Below are 15,491 nucleotides of genomic sequence, written 5' to 3'. Positions count from 1 at the left end.
TGGAATATTTGTGAAGATTTTAACAAATTTGTGGCGGAGTGGATTATATCGACGATTTTTCAGATATATCGTTCATAACTTCAAATATATCAACGATTTTTTCAATATATCGACGTTTCGACAAGGGATATCGACTTATCAACAAATAACGACAAAAAGAGGATGCTCAAAACGAGCATCCTCTTTCTATCTATTAAGCAAATTTGTTTTTGATCCAGTTCTTACCTTCTACAAGGCGAGCTGTCATTACGGCACAAGCGTTATCTGCTGTTACGTTTAACATCGTTGCAGGAGGATCAATGATTGTACTGATTGCTGCGATAATTGGCAATGCTTCTGGCGGGAAGCCATATAAAGAAACGATTAACATTTCACCAATCATACCGCCGCCTGGAATAGCGCCCATTACTGTTCCTACTAATAGAGAAACAACAAGTGCGATTGCTAATGTTTTCGGTCCTTCGAATTCCATGTTGAAAATACCGAATAAGAAAGCAATTTTTAATACGCCGCCTAAAACAGAGCCGTCTTTATGAAGTGTAGATCCAAGAAGGACAACTGTTTCACGAACGTCAGAAGAGATACCCATTTTCTTCGTTGCTTCTAAGTTCGCTGGAATACTTGCGGCACTACTACAAGTTGCAAGAGATGTAACTGTAGGAGAGACCATGTTCTTCCAAAATACTTGTACACCTTGCTTGCGACCTGCAAGGTATGCATAGAACGTAAAGAATACAAAGAAGTAAATGAGAGATGCTGGATAGTATACCATTGCTGCTCGGAAGTAAGTTCCAAGAAGCTGCGGTCCGAATTCACCAACTAATGCTGCGAAGTAAGCAGCAAGTCCGATTGGAGCGTAGTACATAATGAAAGATACGACTTTCATTGAAATTTCTGCACCAGCTTGTAAGAATGTAGCGAATGGTTTTCCTTTTTCACCAACTGCTGAAGTTGCAATCCCCATTAAAATAGAGAAGAAAATAAGAGCTAACATATTTTCACGAGATAGTAACTTCGAGAAGTCAGATACTGTTAGAATACCGACGATTTGATCTGCAACACTAACTGCTTTTTCAGCTTTGTCAGGTTGGGTTAGTTCTAATACAACACCTTGTGCTGGCGGGAATACTTTCACGACAATAATCATAAAAATAGCAGCTAAAATACTTGTAAATAAGAAAGTCCCAGCCATACTAGACATAATTTTACCGAAACGTTTTAATCCATCCATATTAGCAATAGATGACGCGATGCTAAAGAACACTAACGGTACAACAATCGTAAACATTAAGTTTAAGAAAATGTCACCAAGCGGCTTTAAAGCAACTGCATCGGCACCCATGAAATAACCAATGAAACCACCAATTAGGATAGAAGATAATAAAATAAGTGGAAAGCGATATGCCTTCATAAATATATCCTCCTATCAATTAAAAAAATCATACTGAATTATTATAGCGAGTTAAAGTCCTCTTTACTAGGAGAATACGGATAGATGGAATAGCGTGAAAACCGAGAAATTTTTGTTTTTAAGCTCGGCATACAGCAGGAAATCTAGACATATATATTTGTAACCTAGTTGTGGTAAGGGATGCGCCATCATTTAGGTTGAGAAGAAGGGGGAGGGAAGCGAGATGAATATTTTGCTTTGCTGTGCAGCGGGAATGTCTTCCAGTTTGATTGTTACTAAAATGGAGAAAGCAGCAGAGGCAAGAGGAATAGAGGTAAAGATTTGGGCTGTATCAGGTTCTGAAGTAAATAGCCATATTGATAAAGCCGATGTACTTTTACTTGGGCCACAAGTACGTTATTTATTACCGAAAATGAAGGAATTATGTAAGGAGAAAGGGGTACCTGTTGATGTCATTCAATCCGTTCATTACGGACTTTGTAATGGGGAAGCTATCTTGCAAGCAGCTTTGTCAATGAAACCATGAGGAGAGTGGGATAGATGATACGGTTTTTAGAGAAATATGTAATGCCGGTAGCAGGAAAGGTTGCAGAGCAGAGGCATTTGCTAGCAATTCGTGATGGACTTGTATTGACGATGCCGTTCTTAATTATAGGATCATTTTTCCTCATCATTAGTGCTTTACCAATACCAGGTTATAATGATTTTATGGCAGGTTTGTTTGGGGAGAATTGGCAGAGGGCTTTGGGGTATCCAGTTAGTGCAACTTTTAATATAATGGCTTTAATAGCTGTTTTTGGAATCGCTTACAGACTTGGAGAATATTATAAAGTGGACGCTTTAGCATCCGGGGCATTGTCGCTTGTGACGTTTTTACTTGCGACGCCATTTCAAGTTGCATATATTATACCAAGTACAAAAGAGAGTGTACTTGTAGAAGGTGCTATCCCAGCTGTATTAATGGGAAGCCAAGGGTTATTTGTAGCAATGATTATTGCACTTATATCTACTGAACTTTATCGGTTTATTGTACAAAAAAAGATAATTATAAAGATGCCAGAGACAGTTCCGCCAGCTGTGACACGTTCATTTGCCGCGCTTGTTCCAGGATTTATTGTTGTAACGGTTATTTGGCTTTTACGCTTAATTATAGAAAATACTTCTTTTGGCAGTATCCATAATATTGTAGGGCAAATTTTACAGGAACCACTTAGTGTACTTGGTGCTAGTCTTTGGGGCGCAATAATAGCTGTTATTCTCGTTCATGTTCTTTGGTCATGTGGAATTCATGGAGCTACTATTGTTGGTGGTGTAATGAGTCCCGTTTGGTTGTCGTTAATGGATCAAAACCGAATTGCTTACCAAGCAGGGCAAGATATACCAAATACGATTACTGCACAGTTTTTTGATTTATGGATTTATATGGGCGGATCTGGTGCAACGCTTGCTTTAGTTGTAGGAATGTTATTATTTGCCCGAAGTCAGCAATTAAAAAGTATAGGTAGATTGTCAATTGCGCCTGGTATATTTAATATTAATGAGATGGTAACTTTTGGGATGCCGATTGTCATGAATCCAATTTTATTAATTCCATTTATATTGGTTCCAGTTGTGTTAACAATTGTTTCTTACTTTGCAATGGAATGGGGATTAGTTGCTCGTCCGAGCGGTGCTGCTGTTCCTTGGACGACACCAATTCTATTTAGTGGATATTTAGGATCAGGTGGGAAAATTTCAGGTGTTGTTTTACAACTTGTTAACTTTGCGCTTGCATTCTTCATTTATTTACCGTTCTTAAAAATATGGGATAAACAAAAAGTGGCGGAAGAAAAGGGGGAGTAAAGAACTAAAATGGATACGATAGAAACGAAGGCCTTTCACTTAATCTTGCATGGGGGAAATGCGAGAAGTTGTTCAATGGAAGCAATTGATTGCGCGAAGCGTGGAGAGTTTACAGAAGCAGAAGCGAAATTACAAGAAGCGTTAGAGGAATTAAAAGAGGCACACCGTGTACAAACGGATCTCATACAGAAAGAAGCCGGTGGTGAAAAGACCGAAGTTACCCTTCTGATGGTGCACGCACAAGATCATTTAATGAATGCAATTACGGTGAAGGAATTAGCGAGTGAATTTGTAGAATTATATAGGAAGATGTCAGTGACTGAATGAACCTTGCTTATGCAAGGTTTTTTTATGTTTCGTAAAGATACTGTTATGGCGAAAAGAGAACCACTTACGCATAATTTTATTTATTATTTCCAAATTTATGTAAAAATGAAGTTGTAAAGGGGGTGGGAAGTAGATGAAAGTTCGCATCGAATTGGACCCATCACAAGACGAAGTAGAAATTATTATAAAAACAAAAGAAGTGACAGATGAAATTCAGCAGATTTTAAAAATAATTGAAGGAGGGAATGTGAATCAAATTGTTGGTGTGTTAAATCAGCAGTATTATTTATTGAATTTAAATGATATTTATTGGTTCTATACAGAAGAGAGAAAAGTTATGGCGCAAACGAAGAAAGGGAGTCTTGAGGTGAAGGCTCGCCTATATGAATTAGAAGAGCAGTTAGCTGCAAAGCATTTTGCTAGATTTTCTAAGTCGATACTTGCAAATTTAGGGCATGTCAAAAGCTTTGAAATGTCTTTTAGTGGCAGTATGTGTGCCCATTTTTCTAATGGAATGAAAGAATATGTTTCAAGGAAATATGTACCGCTCATTAAAGAAGCTTTAAATATAGGAGGAGGTTAAAAGATGTTTGATAGAATAGTTAATAAAATAGCCTTTGGACTCGGGATGGCGATGGTATATAGTCTATTGTTTTTATGGATTGGTTATGTAAAAGGAATGGAAACAGTAGAAACAAAAACATTAATTATGTATTTAGTTACGGCCAATATAGTAGGGCTTATCTTCTCTTTCGCTTCATTTATTTTTGAAAAGGAGGAATGGAGCATATTAAAGCAGACGATGATTCACTTTATTGTTCTACTAGGAACATTTTTACCTACAGCCATTTGGATTGGGTGGGTTCCAAATCGTTTCGGCCCAATTCTCGTTTGTATAGGAAGCTTTATTGTTATTTACTTCATTATATGGTTGATGATGACGTTATATTGGAAGCGAAAAATAGAAAAATTAAATCATCAATTAAGGTGAAAAAATATGTATGTGTCTGGACCATCAGTGGAATATGTGTTCCACTGATGGTATTTACAATCCTCCTTTTTACAAATGAGTAAGAGTGATATTTAATCGACAGTAACAATTTCTCCTATACCACGAATCAGTTTTTTTATATGCATCTCATTTGGTTTTAATATACTTACGATATAATCAATCGCTATTTGCGGTTCAACGGTTGTACCGCACGTATAACAATCAATGGCGGCAAAGTTTTTTTCTGGATAAGTGTGAATAGAGAGGTGGCTTTCTGATAGTAAAACTAAAACAGTAACACCATGCGGATTAAATTCTTTTGTACTTACGTTTAAAACGTGAGCACCAGATTGATCAGCAGCGTGAACTAAATGATGTTCTAAAAAGTAAATATCATCTAATAGGGAAAAATCCACTCCCCATAAATCTACTATTATATGCTTACCGAAAGTAGAATATTCCATAAGGTAGCGCTCCTTACTATAATGTTGTTAAAATTCCATTTCCTGTTTGTAACATTGATGTAGGACAAGATTCGATTCTGAGTTTAAAAGAGCGAGATTACGTTGTTCTAAATGTTCTTCTCTAAATTGAAATAAAGGAGAAAGAAGAGAAGGTAATGTTCGAGGTGTTGGCACTACATATAATTGCTCAATTTGATCGAGTACATAGGCAGAATTAGCGGCAATATGAAATCCCCAGTCAGTTCCGAAAGACGGAACGATTGTATGATAACTTTTCACAGTTAATCCCGCATGTTCAATTGTGTTACCGATACTCCAATATACTAGAGGTGCATCAGCAGGTGAATTAGATTGGCAGACGAATGCTCCGCCTTCTGTTAAGAATGTAGCTATCCGAGCAAAAAGTTCGCTTGTATATAAAGTACTTAAAATTTCTGTTGCTGGATCAGGAAAATCAATAATAATTACATCGTATAAGGATGAAGGAGAATTTAGAAATTCTTTCGCATCACATACGTGCACATTCACGCGACTATCCAAAAATGCATTGTTGTTTAAAGATACTATTTCTGGAACATTACGTGCCATATTAATCATTACCTCATCTAAATCAACAAGGTCTACATGTAGCACAGTTTCATATTTCAAAACTTCTCGCAGGGCAAGACCATCGCCACCACCTAATATGAGAACACGTTTTGGATCAATTACTTTTGACATAATTGGATGCACAAGAGCTTCATGATAAATTTGCTCATCGACGGAACTGAATTGTAGTTGCTTGTCCAAATATAAACGGATATCGCTTACTTGTAGCAAATGAATATTTTGATAATTGCTTTTTTCATTCAATAAACTTGTATGTTCACCAGCTTGTATTTCTTTTAAAGAAATTTCATCCCATATATCTAGGTTGTGTGAATCCATGGGTACTATGACTACATTTTCCGTTTGTGCTTGCTTGTCCTGTTTATCCTGTTTGTCCTGTTTGCCTTGTTTACCGTGCTTGTCCTGCTTATTTTCTATTTTCTGCTGTTCTAGTTCAAATTTGTTAGAGTCTAATTCAGAACGTTTGTCTTTTTTATAGCTTGTTATTCTATAAATCTTTATTTTGCTTTGTTTTCTATGTTTTGGCATAGGAATCCCCTTTCGAATTGTGTTACTTTACTCTATTCTATGTGATTTAGTAGAGTTTGCTTGGACAATAGATAGAGGAGTTTTTTTAATAGATTTTCACGCTAAAAAAATTTTTTAGTGTTTTTTTTGTTTTAAACACAACTAGACAACTAAACACTAATCTATTTTCATACAGTTATGTGTTAAAAGCGTGTTGTTTTATAACACACTGTGTGTTTTTTGATCGACACACTAATTGAAAGCGTTAACACACAAAGGAAATAGTCGAAAAAGTGCTGATTTTAGTGGTTTTAAAAAGTTGGCACGCTAATTGCATTAATAAATAGCGTAAAGAAAAATAAATAAAATATAAATTTTTTATACTACACAAGGGGGATTTTCAAATGAATATTTTATTATGTTGCTCAGCAGGGATGTCTACAAGTTTACTAGTTACAAAAATGGAAGCGGCTGCAAAAGCTCGCGGTTTAGAAGGAAAGATTTGGGCTGTATCTGGGGATGCAGTAAAAACAAATATCGATCAAGCAGATGTATTATTACTAGGACCACAAGTTCGTTACATGCTGTCTTCAATGAAAACGCTTGCCGATGAGAAAAACGTTGGAATCGACGTTATCAATCCAATGCACTACGGCATGATGAATGGAGAAGCAGTTTTAGATCACGCATTAACACTTAAAAAATAATTAGGGGGGAAGCAAAATGCAAAAGTTTATTGCATTTATGGAGAAATATATTGTTCCTGTCGCTGGTAAAATCGGATCGCAACGTCACTTAGCTGCGATCCGTGACGGATTTATTGCAGTTATGCCACTTATTTTAGTTGGTGCACTGGCATCACTAATTAATGGTTTTCCATCTGAAGCTTTCCAAGATTTCATGAAAGGTTTGTTTGGTGAAACGTGGAAACAAGTTGGCGGTGGAATGTGGACTGGTTCTTTCGCGATTCTAGCACTAATCATAGCATTTACAACAAGTTATAACTTAGCAAAATCTTACGGCGTTGATGGTTTGTCAGCAGGTATTATTTCATTTGGTGCGTTAATTATTCTTACGCCAACAACACCGAAAGAAGGCGGATTGAACTTAGTTTGGACAGGTGCACAAGGGTTATTCGTAGCAATTATTGTGGCACTCCTTGTTACTGAAGTATTCCGTTTCTTCGTACAAAGAAACATTACTTTTAAAATGCCTGATGGAGTACCACCAGCAGTTTTAAGATCTTTTGCAGCTATAGTTCCAGCATTTGTTATTTTAACAGTAGTTGCAGGTATTCAATTAGCAGTGAAATTAGCTGGTACAAGTGTTCATGAATTTATCTTTAATACGATTCAATCACCACTGCAAAGTTTAGCAGGGACATTACCAAGTGCAATTGTCATTGTACTCCTTGTTCATCTTCTTTGGTTCTTCGGTTTACATGGTCCGAATATTGTTGGTGGTATTATTGAGCCATTATACTTACCGGCATTAGAGAAAAACATGAAGTTATTCCAAGGTGGTACATCTGCATTTGATGTTCCAAACATCGTTACAAAACCATTCTTTGATACTTTCGTATATCTTGGTGGTTCTGGTGCAACATTAGCGTTCTTAGTAGTTGTATTACTTGTAGCAAAAAGTGCACAATTACGCGGTGTATCTCGCTTATCAATTGGTCCAGGTGCATTCAACATTAACGAACCAGTAATCTTTGGTACACCAATTATTTTAAATCCAGTTTTATTCTTGCCGTTTATCATAACACCAATCGTATTAGTAATTACTTCTTATACAGCTATATCTATTGGTTGGGTACCAAAAACAGTTGCGATGATTCCATGGGCAACACCACCAATTATTAGTGGTTATCTTGTAACAGGTGGGCATCTTTCAGGCGCAATTCTACAGTTATTCAACTTTGTAATTGCGATGGTAATCTATTATCCATTCGTTGTATTATGCGATCGTTCTGTTGTTCGTACTGAAAAAGCAGCAGCACAAGGAAATAACAACTCTGTACCTATGTAACACAGTAATTGTTCTCACAGATAACACTATCTGTGAGAACAATCACCTTTATATCATGTTCAAAAAGATGAGACTCATCTACAAGAACACCAAACTATCATTCATAAATTAATATTTTAATAGAAATGTTCAAACTGAAGGGGTATGTAAATCGGTTGAACGATAATAGAGAGGGCGGTAATTATGATGACTACAGCAGAACAAATTCCATTCCAATTAATTTTAAATAGCGGTAATGCACGAAGCTTTGCGATGGAGGCACTTCAATTTGCCAAACAGGGGAAAATGGCAGAGGCTGATGAAGCGATGGTAAAGGCGAAAGAAGCGATTAATGAAGCGCATCATTTCCAAACGGAGCTCATACAATCAGAAGCAAGAGGAGAAAAAACAGAGATTAGTGTTCTTTTAATTCACGCACAAGATCATTTAATGAATGCGATTACAGTAAAAGAATTAGCAGCAGAGTTTATCGATCTTTATAAAAAGCTTGAAGCGAAAGGGGAATAAAGCATGACTGGAATTAAAATTGCTACAATCGGCGGTGGATCTAGTTATACACCAGAGTTAATTGAAGGATTTATTAAACGTTATGATGAGCTTCCTGTTCGTGAAATTTGGTTAGTAGATATTGAGGCAGGAAAAGAAAAGTTAGAAATCGTTGGTAACTTAGCGAAACGTATGGTGAAAAAATCTGGTTTGCCAATTGAGGTACATTTAACGCTTGATCGTCGCGAAGCATTAAAGGGTGCTGACTTCGTAACGACGCAGCTTCGCGTAGGTTTATTAGAAGCTCGTGCAAAAGATGAAGCAATCCCGTTAAAATATGATGTAATCGGTCAGGAAACGAATGGTCCTGGTGGTTTATTCAAAGCATTGAGAACGATTCCTGTTATTTTAGATATTTGTAAGGATATGGAGGAGCTTTGTCCGAATGCATGGTTAATTAACTTTGCAAACCCAGCTGGCATGGTAACAGAAGCTGTTCTTCGTTATACAAATATTCAAAGAGTAGTTGGTCTATGTAACGTTCCAATCGGAATTCGCATGGGTCTTGCGAGATTACTTGAAGTAGATGCAAGTCGTGTCCACGTTGATTTCGCAGGTTTAAACCATATGGTATACGGACTAGATGTATATTTAGATGGCGTAAGTGTAATGGATCGTGTATTAGAGCTTGTAACAGATCCGGAAAAGCAAATTACGATGGAAAATATCGCTGCGCTTAACTGGGAGCCTGACTTTATTCGCGGCCTTCGTGCAATTCCATGTCCATACCATCGTTACTACTACAAAACACGTGAAATGCTAGAAGAAGAGAAAGAAGCTTCGGTTGAAAAAGGTACACGTGCAGAAGTAGTAAAACAATTAGAAGATGATTTATTCGAGTTATATAAAGACCCGAATTTAGATATTAAACCGCCACAATTAGAAAAACGTGGAGGCGCTTATTATAGTGACGCAGCATGTAGCTTAATTACGTCTATTTATAATAATAAAGGTGATATCCAGCCTGTTAATACACGAAACAACGGAACGATTGCAAGCTTGCCACATGATTCTGCTGTTGAAGTGAACTGTATTATTACAAAAGAAGGTCCAAAACCAATTGCAGTGGGAGACCTTCCAGTACCAGTTCGCGGTTTAGTACAACAAATTAAATCATTTGAGCGCACAACAATTGAAGCTGCTGTTACAGGGGATTATCATAAAGCGCTGCTTGCTATGACAATTAATCCACTTGTACCATCAGATAAAGTGGCAAAACAAATTTTAGATGAAATGTTGGAAGCACATAAAGAACATCTTCCGCAGTTCTTCAAAAAGGTAGAGAAATAAAAGCGGCGCTATTTAGCCCGCTTTTTTTATTCTATTAGGAGGTATTACGATGATTAAGTTAATTGTAAATGCAGATGATTTCGGTCTTACAGAAGGTACAAATTACGGTATTATTGATGGGCATATAAATGGACTTGTAAATTCAACGACGATGATGATGAATATGCCAGGAACAGAGCATGCGGTACGCTTAGCAAAAGAGTATAAAACGTTAGGGGTAGGAGTACATCTCGTATTAACGGCAGGGAAACCGCTTCTTGGAGATGTACCGTCACTTGTAAGTAGCGATGGATTGTTTCATAAACAAAGTGTCGTATGGGAAGGGAAAGTAAATCCAGAGGAAGTTGAGAGAGAGTGGACTGCTCAAATTGAGAAATTCCTATCTTACGGATTAAAACCAACTCATTTAGATAGTCATCATCACGTGCATGGATTGCCAATTTTGCACGATGTTCTTGAAAGGTTAGCTGTTAAATATAATGTTCCAATTCGTCGTTGTGAAGAAGAGCGAGCAGTACGCCCATTTTCTGACGTATTTTACAGTGATTTTTACGCAGATGGTGTGACGGAAGATTACTTTGCGAAGTTAAAAGAAAGAGTACAAGGTGAACAAACGGTAGAAATTATGGTTCATCCAGCTTATATTGACCCAGAGCTTGTGAAGCGTTCTTCTTACGTAATGGATCGCGTGAAAGAATTGCGTATTTTAACAGAGAGTGAGTTGCCTGAAGGAATAGAGCTTGTAAAGTTTTAATAGAAAAAAGACGGCTACATTATGCCGTCTTTTTTTATTTACAAAATGGATAGAATATATCCGCCAAAGGCTCCAAGTATAACGATAACCCAAGGTGGTGTTTTCCAAAAAGCGAGCAAGCAAAATAGAAGAGATGCAAAAACAAAATCTACAGCGTTCATAATCGTGCTTGTCCAAATCGGGTCATAAAAAGCTGCTAATAAAATACCGACAACGGCCGCATTGACTCCAAGTAGTGCGTCTTGTATGAAAGATATTTTTCTCACACTGTCCCAAAAGGGTAAAACACCAATAACGAGTAAGAAAGCAGGAAGAAAGATCGCAATTGTTGCAAGTATGGCACCAAGCGTCCCGTTTAACACTGCTCCTATATAAGAGGCGAATGTAAATAGTGGTCCTGGCATTGCTTGTGTTAATCCGTATCCAGCTAGGAATTGTTCTTTCGTCATCATTCCGTTTTGTACGAACTCACCTTCAAGAAGGGGGAGGACGACGTGTCCGCCTCCAAATACAAGTGCGCCAGAGCGATAGAAACTATCAAATAAAGCGATGTAATAAGAGAACGGTCTTAATATTGGTAGCAGTAGTAATAGTCCGAAGAATAAGACGAGACAAGAAACTGCTATCTTTTTTGAAATAGGTACTTTTATATGTTGAGATTGACTAATTGGTTCGTTGCGATATAAAAGCCAGCCGATAAAGCCAGATATGATAATGAGAGTGACTTGTGTCCAGCTACTTGGCCATAATAGGGCGATTGAGGCAGTTGCAATTGCAATCGTCGCACGATTTCGGTCTGGCGTTAATTTTTGCGCCATTCCCCATATGGCATGAGCGACAATAGCGACTGCTACAAGTTTTAGCCCATGAATGCAGCCAGCACTTCCAAGGTCGAACTGATTAAGGAATGAGGCGAAGAAAACCAAAACAAGCACAGACGGTAAAGTGAACCCAATCCATGAAATAATAGCTCCGAATACCCCGCCTCTTAATAATCCAACGCCCATACCGACTTGGCTGCTAGCAGGACCAGGGAGGAATTGACATAGTGCTACTAAATCTCCATAGATTCGTTCATCCATCCATTTTCTTTTTTGTACATATTCGTGGTGGAAATAGCCGAGATGGGCGACGGGGCCACCAAACGAAGTAAGTCCTAATTTAAATGAGACGAGAAAAATCTCTAATAATGTGTGAAAAGTGTATTTGTTATTTTCCAAAACGACCTCCTAGAATGTTTTTCTAAGTGCATTATACAAGAGGTAGTAAAGAAAAAGGAACGATTCTAATGTAAAGATTATGTGAATCTTTTCTTCGTAATTAACACTTGAAAAAGTCATAAATGATTATGTATAAACCATAAAGTAGTAGAAGTAGTGCTGGGAAATTTATATAAGGAGAATGCCCGTATGACAACACATTTCTTTGCGAGGTTAACAGGTAAGAGGGAAATACCTCCTGTAAATACAGAAGCTTATGGCGTAGCAGAGTTTATATTTAGTGAGGATTTAAAGAAGTTGCAATATCGGGTCATATTGAAAAACATCGAAAAAGTTACATCATGCCAAATTCATTTAGGGAAAGCAAACCAAATTGGTCCAATTGTTTTAAGTTTATTTGGTCCATTAAAGCAAGGTATTAGTGTTAATGAAGGAGTCGTCACTGGTGTAGTTAATGTGGGGGATTTTGAAGGGCCTTTACAGGGGCGAGCGTTTGATAGCTTACTGCAAGAAATCATTCAGGCGAATGTATATGTAAATGTTTATACGAAGTCCCATAAGAAGGGCGAAATAAGGGGGAGAATTAGGAAAGTAAAGAAGTAGCAAAAAGGCTGTTCATATTGAACAGCCTTTTCTGTTATAAGGTGCGAATTTTAGCGATTATTGACGGTAAATCGATATATTAGAAAAATCGCTGATAAAACTCGAGTTGCGCTGATATATTTTGAAAATCGCTGATGAAATCTGCGTTACGGTCGATATATTACAAAACTGCCACGATTAATTTTTTACAGGCTGATTTTTAATGAAGAAGTCCATAACATAAAACACTTCGTCATCAGGTATTTGTATTTCAAATGTATTTTCAATTGGCTGCAATGCTTTTTTTACTTTCATATACATCCAGTATTCATCTTGTCTTCGTTTCTCTTTATCTGGATGAGGGAGAAGGCTTTCTCCCTTTTGAAGACGGTCAACCATACAGCTCATATGCAGAATAACACCCATTAAACTGTCAGGAGTTAGCTGTAAGGAAATTAATTCTTGAATTGTATTTAATGCGTAACGAATTGTTTTGATAAGTAATGCTCCGTCGTTACGCTGCATTTGTTGTTCCAGGATATCAGCCATTTTTGCATATGTTTCTTCATACGTAATTAATTCTTGAATTGGCTGAATCGCTGTGTAGTTTACAATGTCTTGGAAATGATACGTTAAGCATGGCACTTGTACATCAAAATTCGTAACAATACAAATGATATTCCGCTCTTTTTTTATGTTCTCAATCATTTTCGTTAAATCTTTTTCATGGACGATACTAATCGGAATGATTTCAATTAAGTCTTTGTCAAATCGCAAATAGTTCTCCAACATTTTTTGAATAGCTAAAGCACTGCCTTCCCCAGTTAAACAAGCTGTCAAAATAACAGATTTCATTGGTGATAGTGGTTTTTTCTTTTCTTCTTGTACGTTTAAGTAAAACGGTGTTAAGTTCTTCACCGTTTCATATAATGCATCTAACGAGTAGCCAAGCTGAGCTTTTCGAGCCGCTTCTAGTGCATGTGGAGTGCTTGTCATGGAAAGAACACGCACTGGAATTTTGAACTCAGTTTCTAATATATCACCAATATAAGCGAGAGATCCCATATCAACGAGTAAGAGAAGCCCGTTTACATTTTGGAGTGTTTTCATATACACTTTCACACGCTCTAAGAAATCTTTCGGCGATTCATGTAACGGCATATCGATACCGGTTACTTCGTCAATGCCGAGCAGTTCATTTGCGACGTTTGCCATTTCTGTTGCTATGCCGTTGCCGTGCGCTAATATTAATACTTTTACTTCTGTTTGTGAGGCAGGAATTGGATCAACAACGAAGAACATTGTTAAAAAGCCTGCTTCATCGATAGGCATTGTTATTTGTAATTCGTCTTCCAGTAGTTGAATGCATTGCATAGCTACGGAAAAAGCTTCTTTATATTTCGTACGAATTTGATTTAATTGCGGGTGATGAATTTGTTTTCCGGCCTGTAAACGTTGTAGAGTTGTCTGTACATGTAAACTTAAAGCGAGAAATACTTTTTCATCGAACGTTTTGGATAAATGTTTTTCAGCAAGTTCAGCAATTTTTTCACAAACGGAAACGATATTACGATCTACAATTTTAAAAACATTTTCATGACTTGTCTTTTTTGACATTTGGTTAAAATATTGTACGAAAAAGCTTTGAATATCATTTTCTATTAGTAATTCTAATTCTTCCTCTTCAATACCACGAGCTTGAAGTTCTTCATATTTATAGTCAATATAATCGTAAATAGAAGACTGTTTTTCATTTTCTATTTTATGATTACTCCAACCTTCATCACCTGTAAATATAAATGTTTCATTCGGTATTTGGTATAGATGACGGCTCTTTCTTTCAATGAATAGTCCTTCTTTCATATACCAAGGTAAGTCTGTGCTTGAAACATAGACAGAATCACGTTTCTTTGTCACGAAGTCAGAATAGGCTTTCGCACAGGCAATTTGTACATCCGTTTTTAATTGGCCGATGTTATTGGGACAATTGTAAAAGACGAAAGCACGCATTGCATTCGGGCTAACGTGAATTTCTTTTCGCAAGCGAATTGCTTCATTTGTGAAAAATAGTTGCAGTAAAGCAAAACGTTCTTTATGTGTACGCTCACGAAGTGGTGGCAGCGTGACAGTCATTGGTATACGTCTTGTAAATGTTTTTAATAAAAATGAATTTGGTTCTTCTGTTGTTGCAGTAATGATTAATACTTGTGCTTTACGTTCGTTTTCTGTTTCTCCAAGGCGGCGATATACTCCGCGGTCAATAAAGGTGAAAAGCATTTCTTGTCCCTCTGGAGGAAGGCGATGTACCTCATCTAAGAAAAGGATCCCTTCATGTGCTTTTTCAATTAACCCTTTTTGATCACTTGCCCCTGTATACGCTCCTTTTTTAATCCCAAATAATTGCCCGAGTAGTAGCTGTGGGTTATTTGCATAATCAGCACAGTTAAAGACAATAAATGGTGCATTTTTAGGAAGCTGTTCAACTTCAATTGCATATTCGTGCATTAAAGAAGCAAACATGGATTTTCCGACGCCTGTTTCTCCGAGCAGTAAAGTATGCATACCGTTTGGAGGATAGAGAATAGAAGCTTTCGCTTTTTCGATTGCGATTTTAAGGCTCGTATTTTCAACTGCAAATGTATCTAATGAAGTTGCTTCTTTTGAATGCGTTTCCAACGAAGTGTTCGTTTCTATATAAAAACGAACAGGACGCGTATTTGTTTTTAATAAACGTTTATCTTTTACGAGTTTGTTTAAGTCGCTACTTACATTGGCTCGATCTAGCTGCAACAGGGTAGCGAGTTCTGATGCAGTTACACCTTCTGTATAATTGCTTTTTTGTATTGCGTTAAAAATGAGATCTATTCGTTTCATTTCTATTCACCTCGAAACTTCATCACTATTTAAAATTTTACAC

Annotated in this window: 16 protein-coding genes; 11 read left to right on the top strand and 5 right to left on the bottom strand. The window is 37.1% G+C overall.

Features of this window, described 5'->3' with window-relative positions; translation table 11 throughout:
- Positions 1 to 193: 193 nt before the first annotated feature.
- The gene (locus EGX95_RS24865) at positions 194 to 1,411 is read right to left on the bottom strand and encodes a dicarboxylate/amino acid:cation symporter (RefSeq protein ID WP_000649370.1); all 1,218 of its coding nucleotides are present in this window, start codon (positions 1,409 to 1,411) and stop codon (positions 194 to 196) included.
- Positions 1,412 to 1,634: 223 nt separating this feature from the next.
- Here EGX95_RS24865 and EGX95_RS24860 point away from each other — a divergent pair, with 223 nt between their 5' ends.
- From EGX95_RS24860 to EGX95_RS24840, 5 genes are all read left to right on the top strand, one after another.
- On the top strand, positions 1,635 to 1,937 hold the full coding sequence (locus EGX95_RS24860) for a PTS sugar transporter subunit IIB (RefSeq protein WP_001023546.1): 303 nt from the start codon (positions 1,635 to 1,637) through the stop codon (positions 1,935 to 1,937).
- Between the two features lie 14 nt (positions 1,938 to 1,951).
- Entirely contained in the window at positions 1,952 to 3,253 is a 1,302-nt protein-coding gene (gene celB / locus EGX95_RS24855; RefSeq protein WP_000617774.1) for a PTS cellobiose transporter subunit IIC, read from the top strand.
- 9 nt (positions 3,254 to 3,262) lie between these two features.
- Complete coding sequence (locus tag EGX95_RS24850) at positions 3,263 to 3,580, top strand: PTS sugar transporter subunit IIA (RefSeq protein ID WP_000379638.1); 318 nt, start codon at positions 3,263 to 3,265, stop codon at positions 3,578 to 3,580.
- Positions 3,581 to 3,713: 133 nt separating this feature from the next.
- Positions 3,714 to 4,163 carry a LytTR family DNA-binding domain-containing protein gene (locus tag EGX95_RS24845; protein WP_000868207.1) on the top strand — a complete coding sequence of 150 codons (450 nt, stop codon included), beginning with the start codon at positions 3,714 to 3,716 and terminating at the stop codon, positions 4,161 to 4,163.
- Positions 4,164 to 4,166: 3 nt separating this feature from the next.
- Positions 4,167 to 4,571, top strand: coding sequence for a DUF3021 domain-containing protein (locus tag EGX95_RS24840; RefSeq protein WP_000460270.1), 405 nt, complete (start codon positions 4,167 to 4,169; stop codon positions 4,569 to 4,571).
- A 92-nt stretch (positions 4,572 to 4,663) separates the two neighbouring features.
- Here EGX95_RS24840 and speD read toward each other — a convergent pair whose 3' ends face one another.
- Positions 4,664 to 5,035: an adenosylmethionine decarboxylase gene (gene speD, locus EGX95_RS24835; RefSeq protein ID WP_000456819.1), complete on the bottom strand. Its 372-nt coding sequence runs from the start codon at positions 5,033 to 5,035 to the stop codon at positions 4,664 to 4,666.
- Between the two features lie 27 nt (positions 5,036 to 5,062).
- Complete coding sequence (locus tag EGX95_RS24830; RefSeq protein WP_046951906.1) at positions 5,063 to 6,172, bottom strand: polyamine aminopropyltransferase; 1,110 nt, start codon at positions 6,170 to 6,172, stop codon at positions 5,063 to 5,065.
- A 383-nt stretch (positions 6,173 to 6,555) separates the two neighbouring features.
- On the opposite strand from EGX95_RS24830, the gene EGX95_RS24825 reads away from it, so the two are divergent.
- The 5 genes from EGX95_RS24825 (at position 6,556) to chbG (ending at position 10,772) form a co-directional block, all read left to right on the top strand.
- Positions 6,556 to 6,858 (top strand): PTS sugar transporter subunit IIB, encoded by a 303-nt coding sequence (locus tag EGX95_RS24825; protein ID WP_001023567.1) that lies wholly within the window; start codon positions 6,556 to 6,558, stop codon positions 6,856 to 6,858.
- Positions 6,859 to 6,874: 16 nt separating this feature from the next.
- A complete protein-coding gene (gene celB / locus EGX95_RS24820; RefSeq protein ID WP_001168828.1) occupies positions 6,875 to 8,182 on the top strand; it encodes a PTS cellobiose transporter subunit IIC in 1,308 nt (435 codons plus the stop codon).
- 183 nt (positions 8,183 to 8,365) lie between these two features.
- Complete coding sequence (locus EGX95_RS24815) at positions 8,366 to 8,689, top strand: PTS lactose/cellobiose transporter subunit IIA (RefSeq protein ID WP_000989050.1); 324 nt, start codon at positions 8,366 to 8,368, stop codon at positions 8,687 to 8,689.
- A 3-nt stretch (positions 8,690 to 8,692) separates the two neighbouring features.
- Positions 8,693 to 10,018: a 6-phospho-beta-glucosidase gene (gene celF / locus EGX95_RS24810; protein ID WP_000145767.1), complete on the top strand. Its 1,326-nt coding sequence runs from the start codon at positions 8,693 to 8,695 to the stop codon at positions 10,016 to 10,018.
- Between the two features lie 49 nt (positions 10,019 to 10,067).
- Positions 10,068 to 10,772, top strand: a complete 705-nt coding sequence (gene chbG / locus EGX95_RS24805; protein WP_000593482.1) for a chitin disaccharide deacetylase — start codon at positions 10,068 to 10,070, stop codon at positions 10,770 to 10,772.
- Between the two features lie 38 nt (positions 10,773 to 10,810).
- On the opposite strand, the gene EGX95_RS24800 is transcribed toward chbG, so the two are convergent.
- Positions 10,811 to 11,992, bottom strand: a complete 1,182-nt coding sequence (locus EGX95_RS24800) for a chromate transporter (RefSeq protein WP_000429772.1) — start codon at positions 11,990 to 11,992, stop codon at positions 10,811 to 10,813.
- 189 nt (positions 11,993 to 12,181) lie between these two features.
- On the opposite strand from EGX95_RS24800, the gene exsM reads away from it, so the two are divergent.
- Positions 12,182 to 12,595, top strand: coding sequence for an exosporium regulatory protein ExsM (gene exsM / locus EGX95_RS24795; protein WP_000207029.1), 414 nt, complete (start codon positions 12,182 to 12,184; stop codon positions 12,593 to 12,595).
- 177 nt (positions 12,596 to 12,772) lie between these two features.
- On the opposite strand, the gene EGX95_RS24790 is transcribed toward exsM, so the two are convergent.
- Positions 12,773 to 15,448, bottom strand: coding sequence for a sigma-54-dependent transcriptional regulator (locus tag EGX95_RS24790; protein WP_000820982.1), 2,676 nt, complete (start codon positions 15,446 to 15,448; stop codon positions 12,773 to 12,775).
- Between the last annotated feature and the right edge of the window lie 43 nt (positions 15,449 to 15,491).

Origin of the sequence: Bacillus sp. FDAARGOS_527, from assembly GCF_003812125.1 — a bacterium.
In the GTDB taxonomy this organism is placed as follows: Bacteria; Bacillota; Bacilli; order Bacillales; family Bacillaceae_G; genus Bacillus_A; species Bacillus_A paranthracis.
Note: the sequence above shows the minus strand (reverse complement) of the source record. Positions and strands in the feature narration are given on the sequence as shown.

Excerpts from the sequence above, each read along its gene's own strand:
- celB (WP_001168828.1), top strand. The coding sequence starts at position 6,875 with ATGCAAAAGTTTATTGCATTTATGGAGAAATATATTGTTCCTGTCGCT.
- exsM (WP_000207029.1), top strand. The coding sequence starts at position 12,182 with ATGACAACACATTTCTTTGCGAGGTTAACAGGTAAGAGGGAAATACCT.
- EGX95_RS24790 (WP_000820982.1), bottom strand. The coding sequence starts at position 15,448 with ATGAAACGAATAGATCTCATTTTTAACGCAATACAAAAAAGCAATTAT.
- EGX95_RS24860 (WP_001023546.1), top strand. The coding sequence starts at position 1,635 with ATGAATATTTTGCTTTGCTGTGCAGCGGGAATGTCTTCCAGTTTGATT.
- EGX95_RS24845 (WP_000868207.1), top strand. The coding sequence starts at position 3,714 with ATGAAAGTTCGCATCGAATTGGACCCATCACAAGACGAAGTAGAAATT.
- EGX95_RS24815 (WP_000989050.1), top strand. The coding sequence starts at position 8,366 with ATGATGACTACAGCAGAACAAATTCCATTCCAATTAATTTTAAATAGC.
- celB (WP_000617774.1), top strand. The coding sequence starts at position 1,952 with ATGATACGGTTTTTAGAGAAATATGTAATGCCGGTAGCAGGAAAGGTT.
- chbG (WP_000593482.1), top strand. The coding sequence starts at position 10,068 with ATGATTAAGTTAATTGTAAATGCAGATGATTTCGGTCTTACAGAAGGT.
- EGX95_RS24825 (WP_001023567.1), top strand. The coding sequence starts at position 6,556 with ATGAATATTTTATTATGTTGCTCAGCAGGGATGTCTACAAGTTTACTA.
- speD (WP_000456819.1), bottom strand. The coding sequence starts at position 5,035 with ATGGAATATTCTACTTTCGGTAAGCATATAATAGTAGATTTATGGGGA.
- EGX95_RS24830 (WP_046951906.1), bottom strand. The coding sequence starts at position 6,172 with ATGCCAAAACATAGAAAACAAAGCAAAATAAAGATTTATAGAATAACA.
- EGX95_RS24865 (WP_000649370.1), bottom strand. The coding sequence starts at position 1,411 with ATGAAGGCATATCGCTTTCCACTTATTTTATTATCTTCTATCCTAATT.
- EGX95_RS24850 (WP_000379638.1), top strand. The coding sequence starts at position 3,263 with ATGGATACGATAGAAACGAAGGCCTTTCACTTAATCTTGCATGGGGGA.
- celF (WP_000145767.1), top strand. The coding sequence starts at position 8,693 with ATGACTGGAATTAAAATTGCTACAATCGGCGGTGGATCTAGTTATACA.
- EGX95_RS24840 (WP_000460270.1), top strand. The coding sequence starts at position 4,167 with ATGTTTGATAGAATAGTTAATAAAATAGCCTTTGGACTCGGGATGGCG.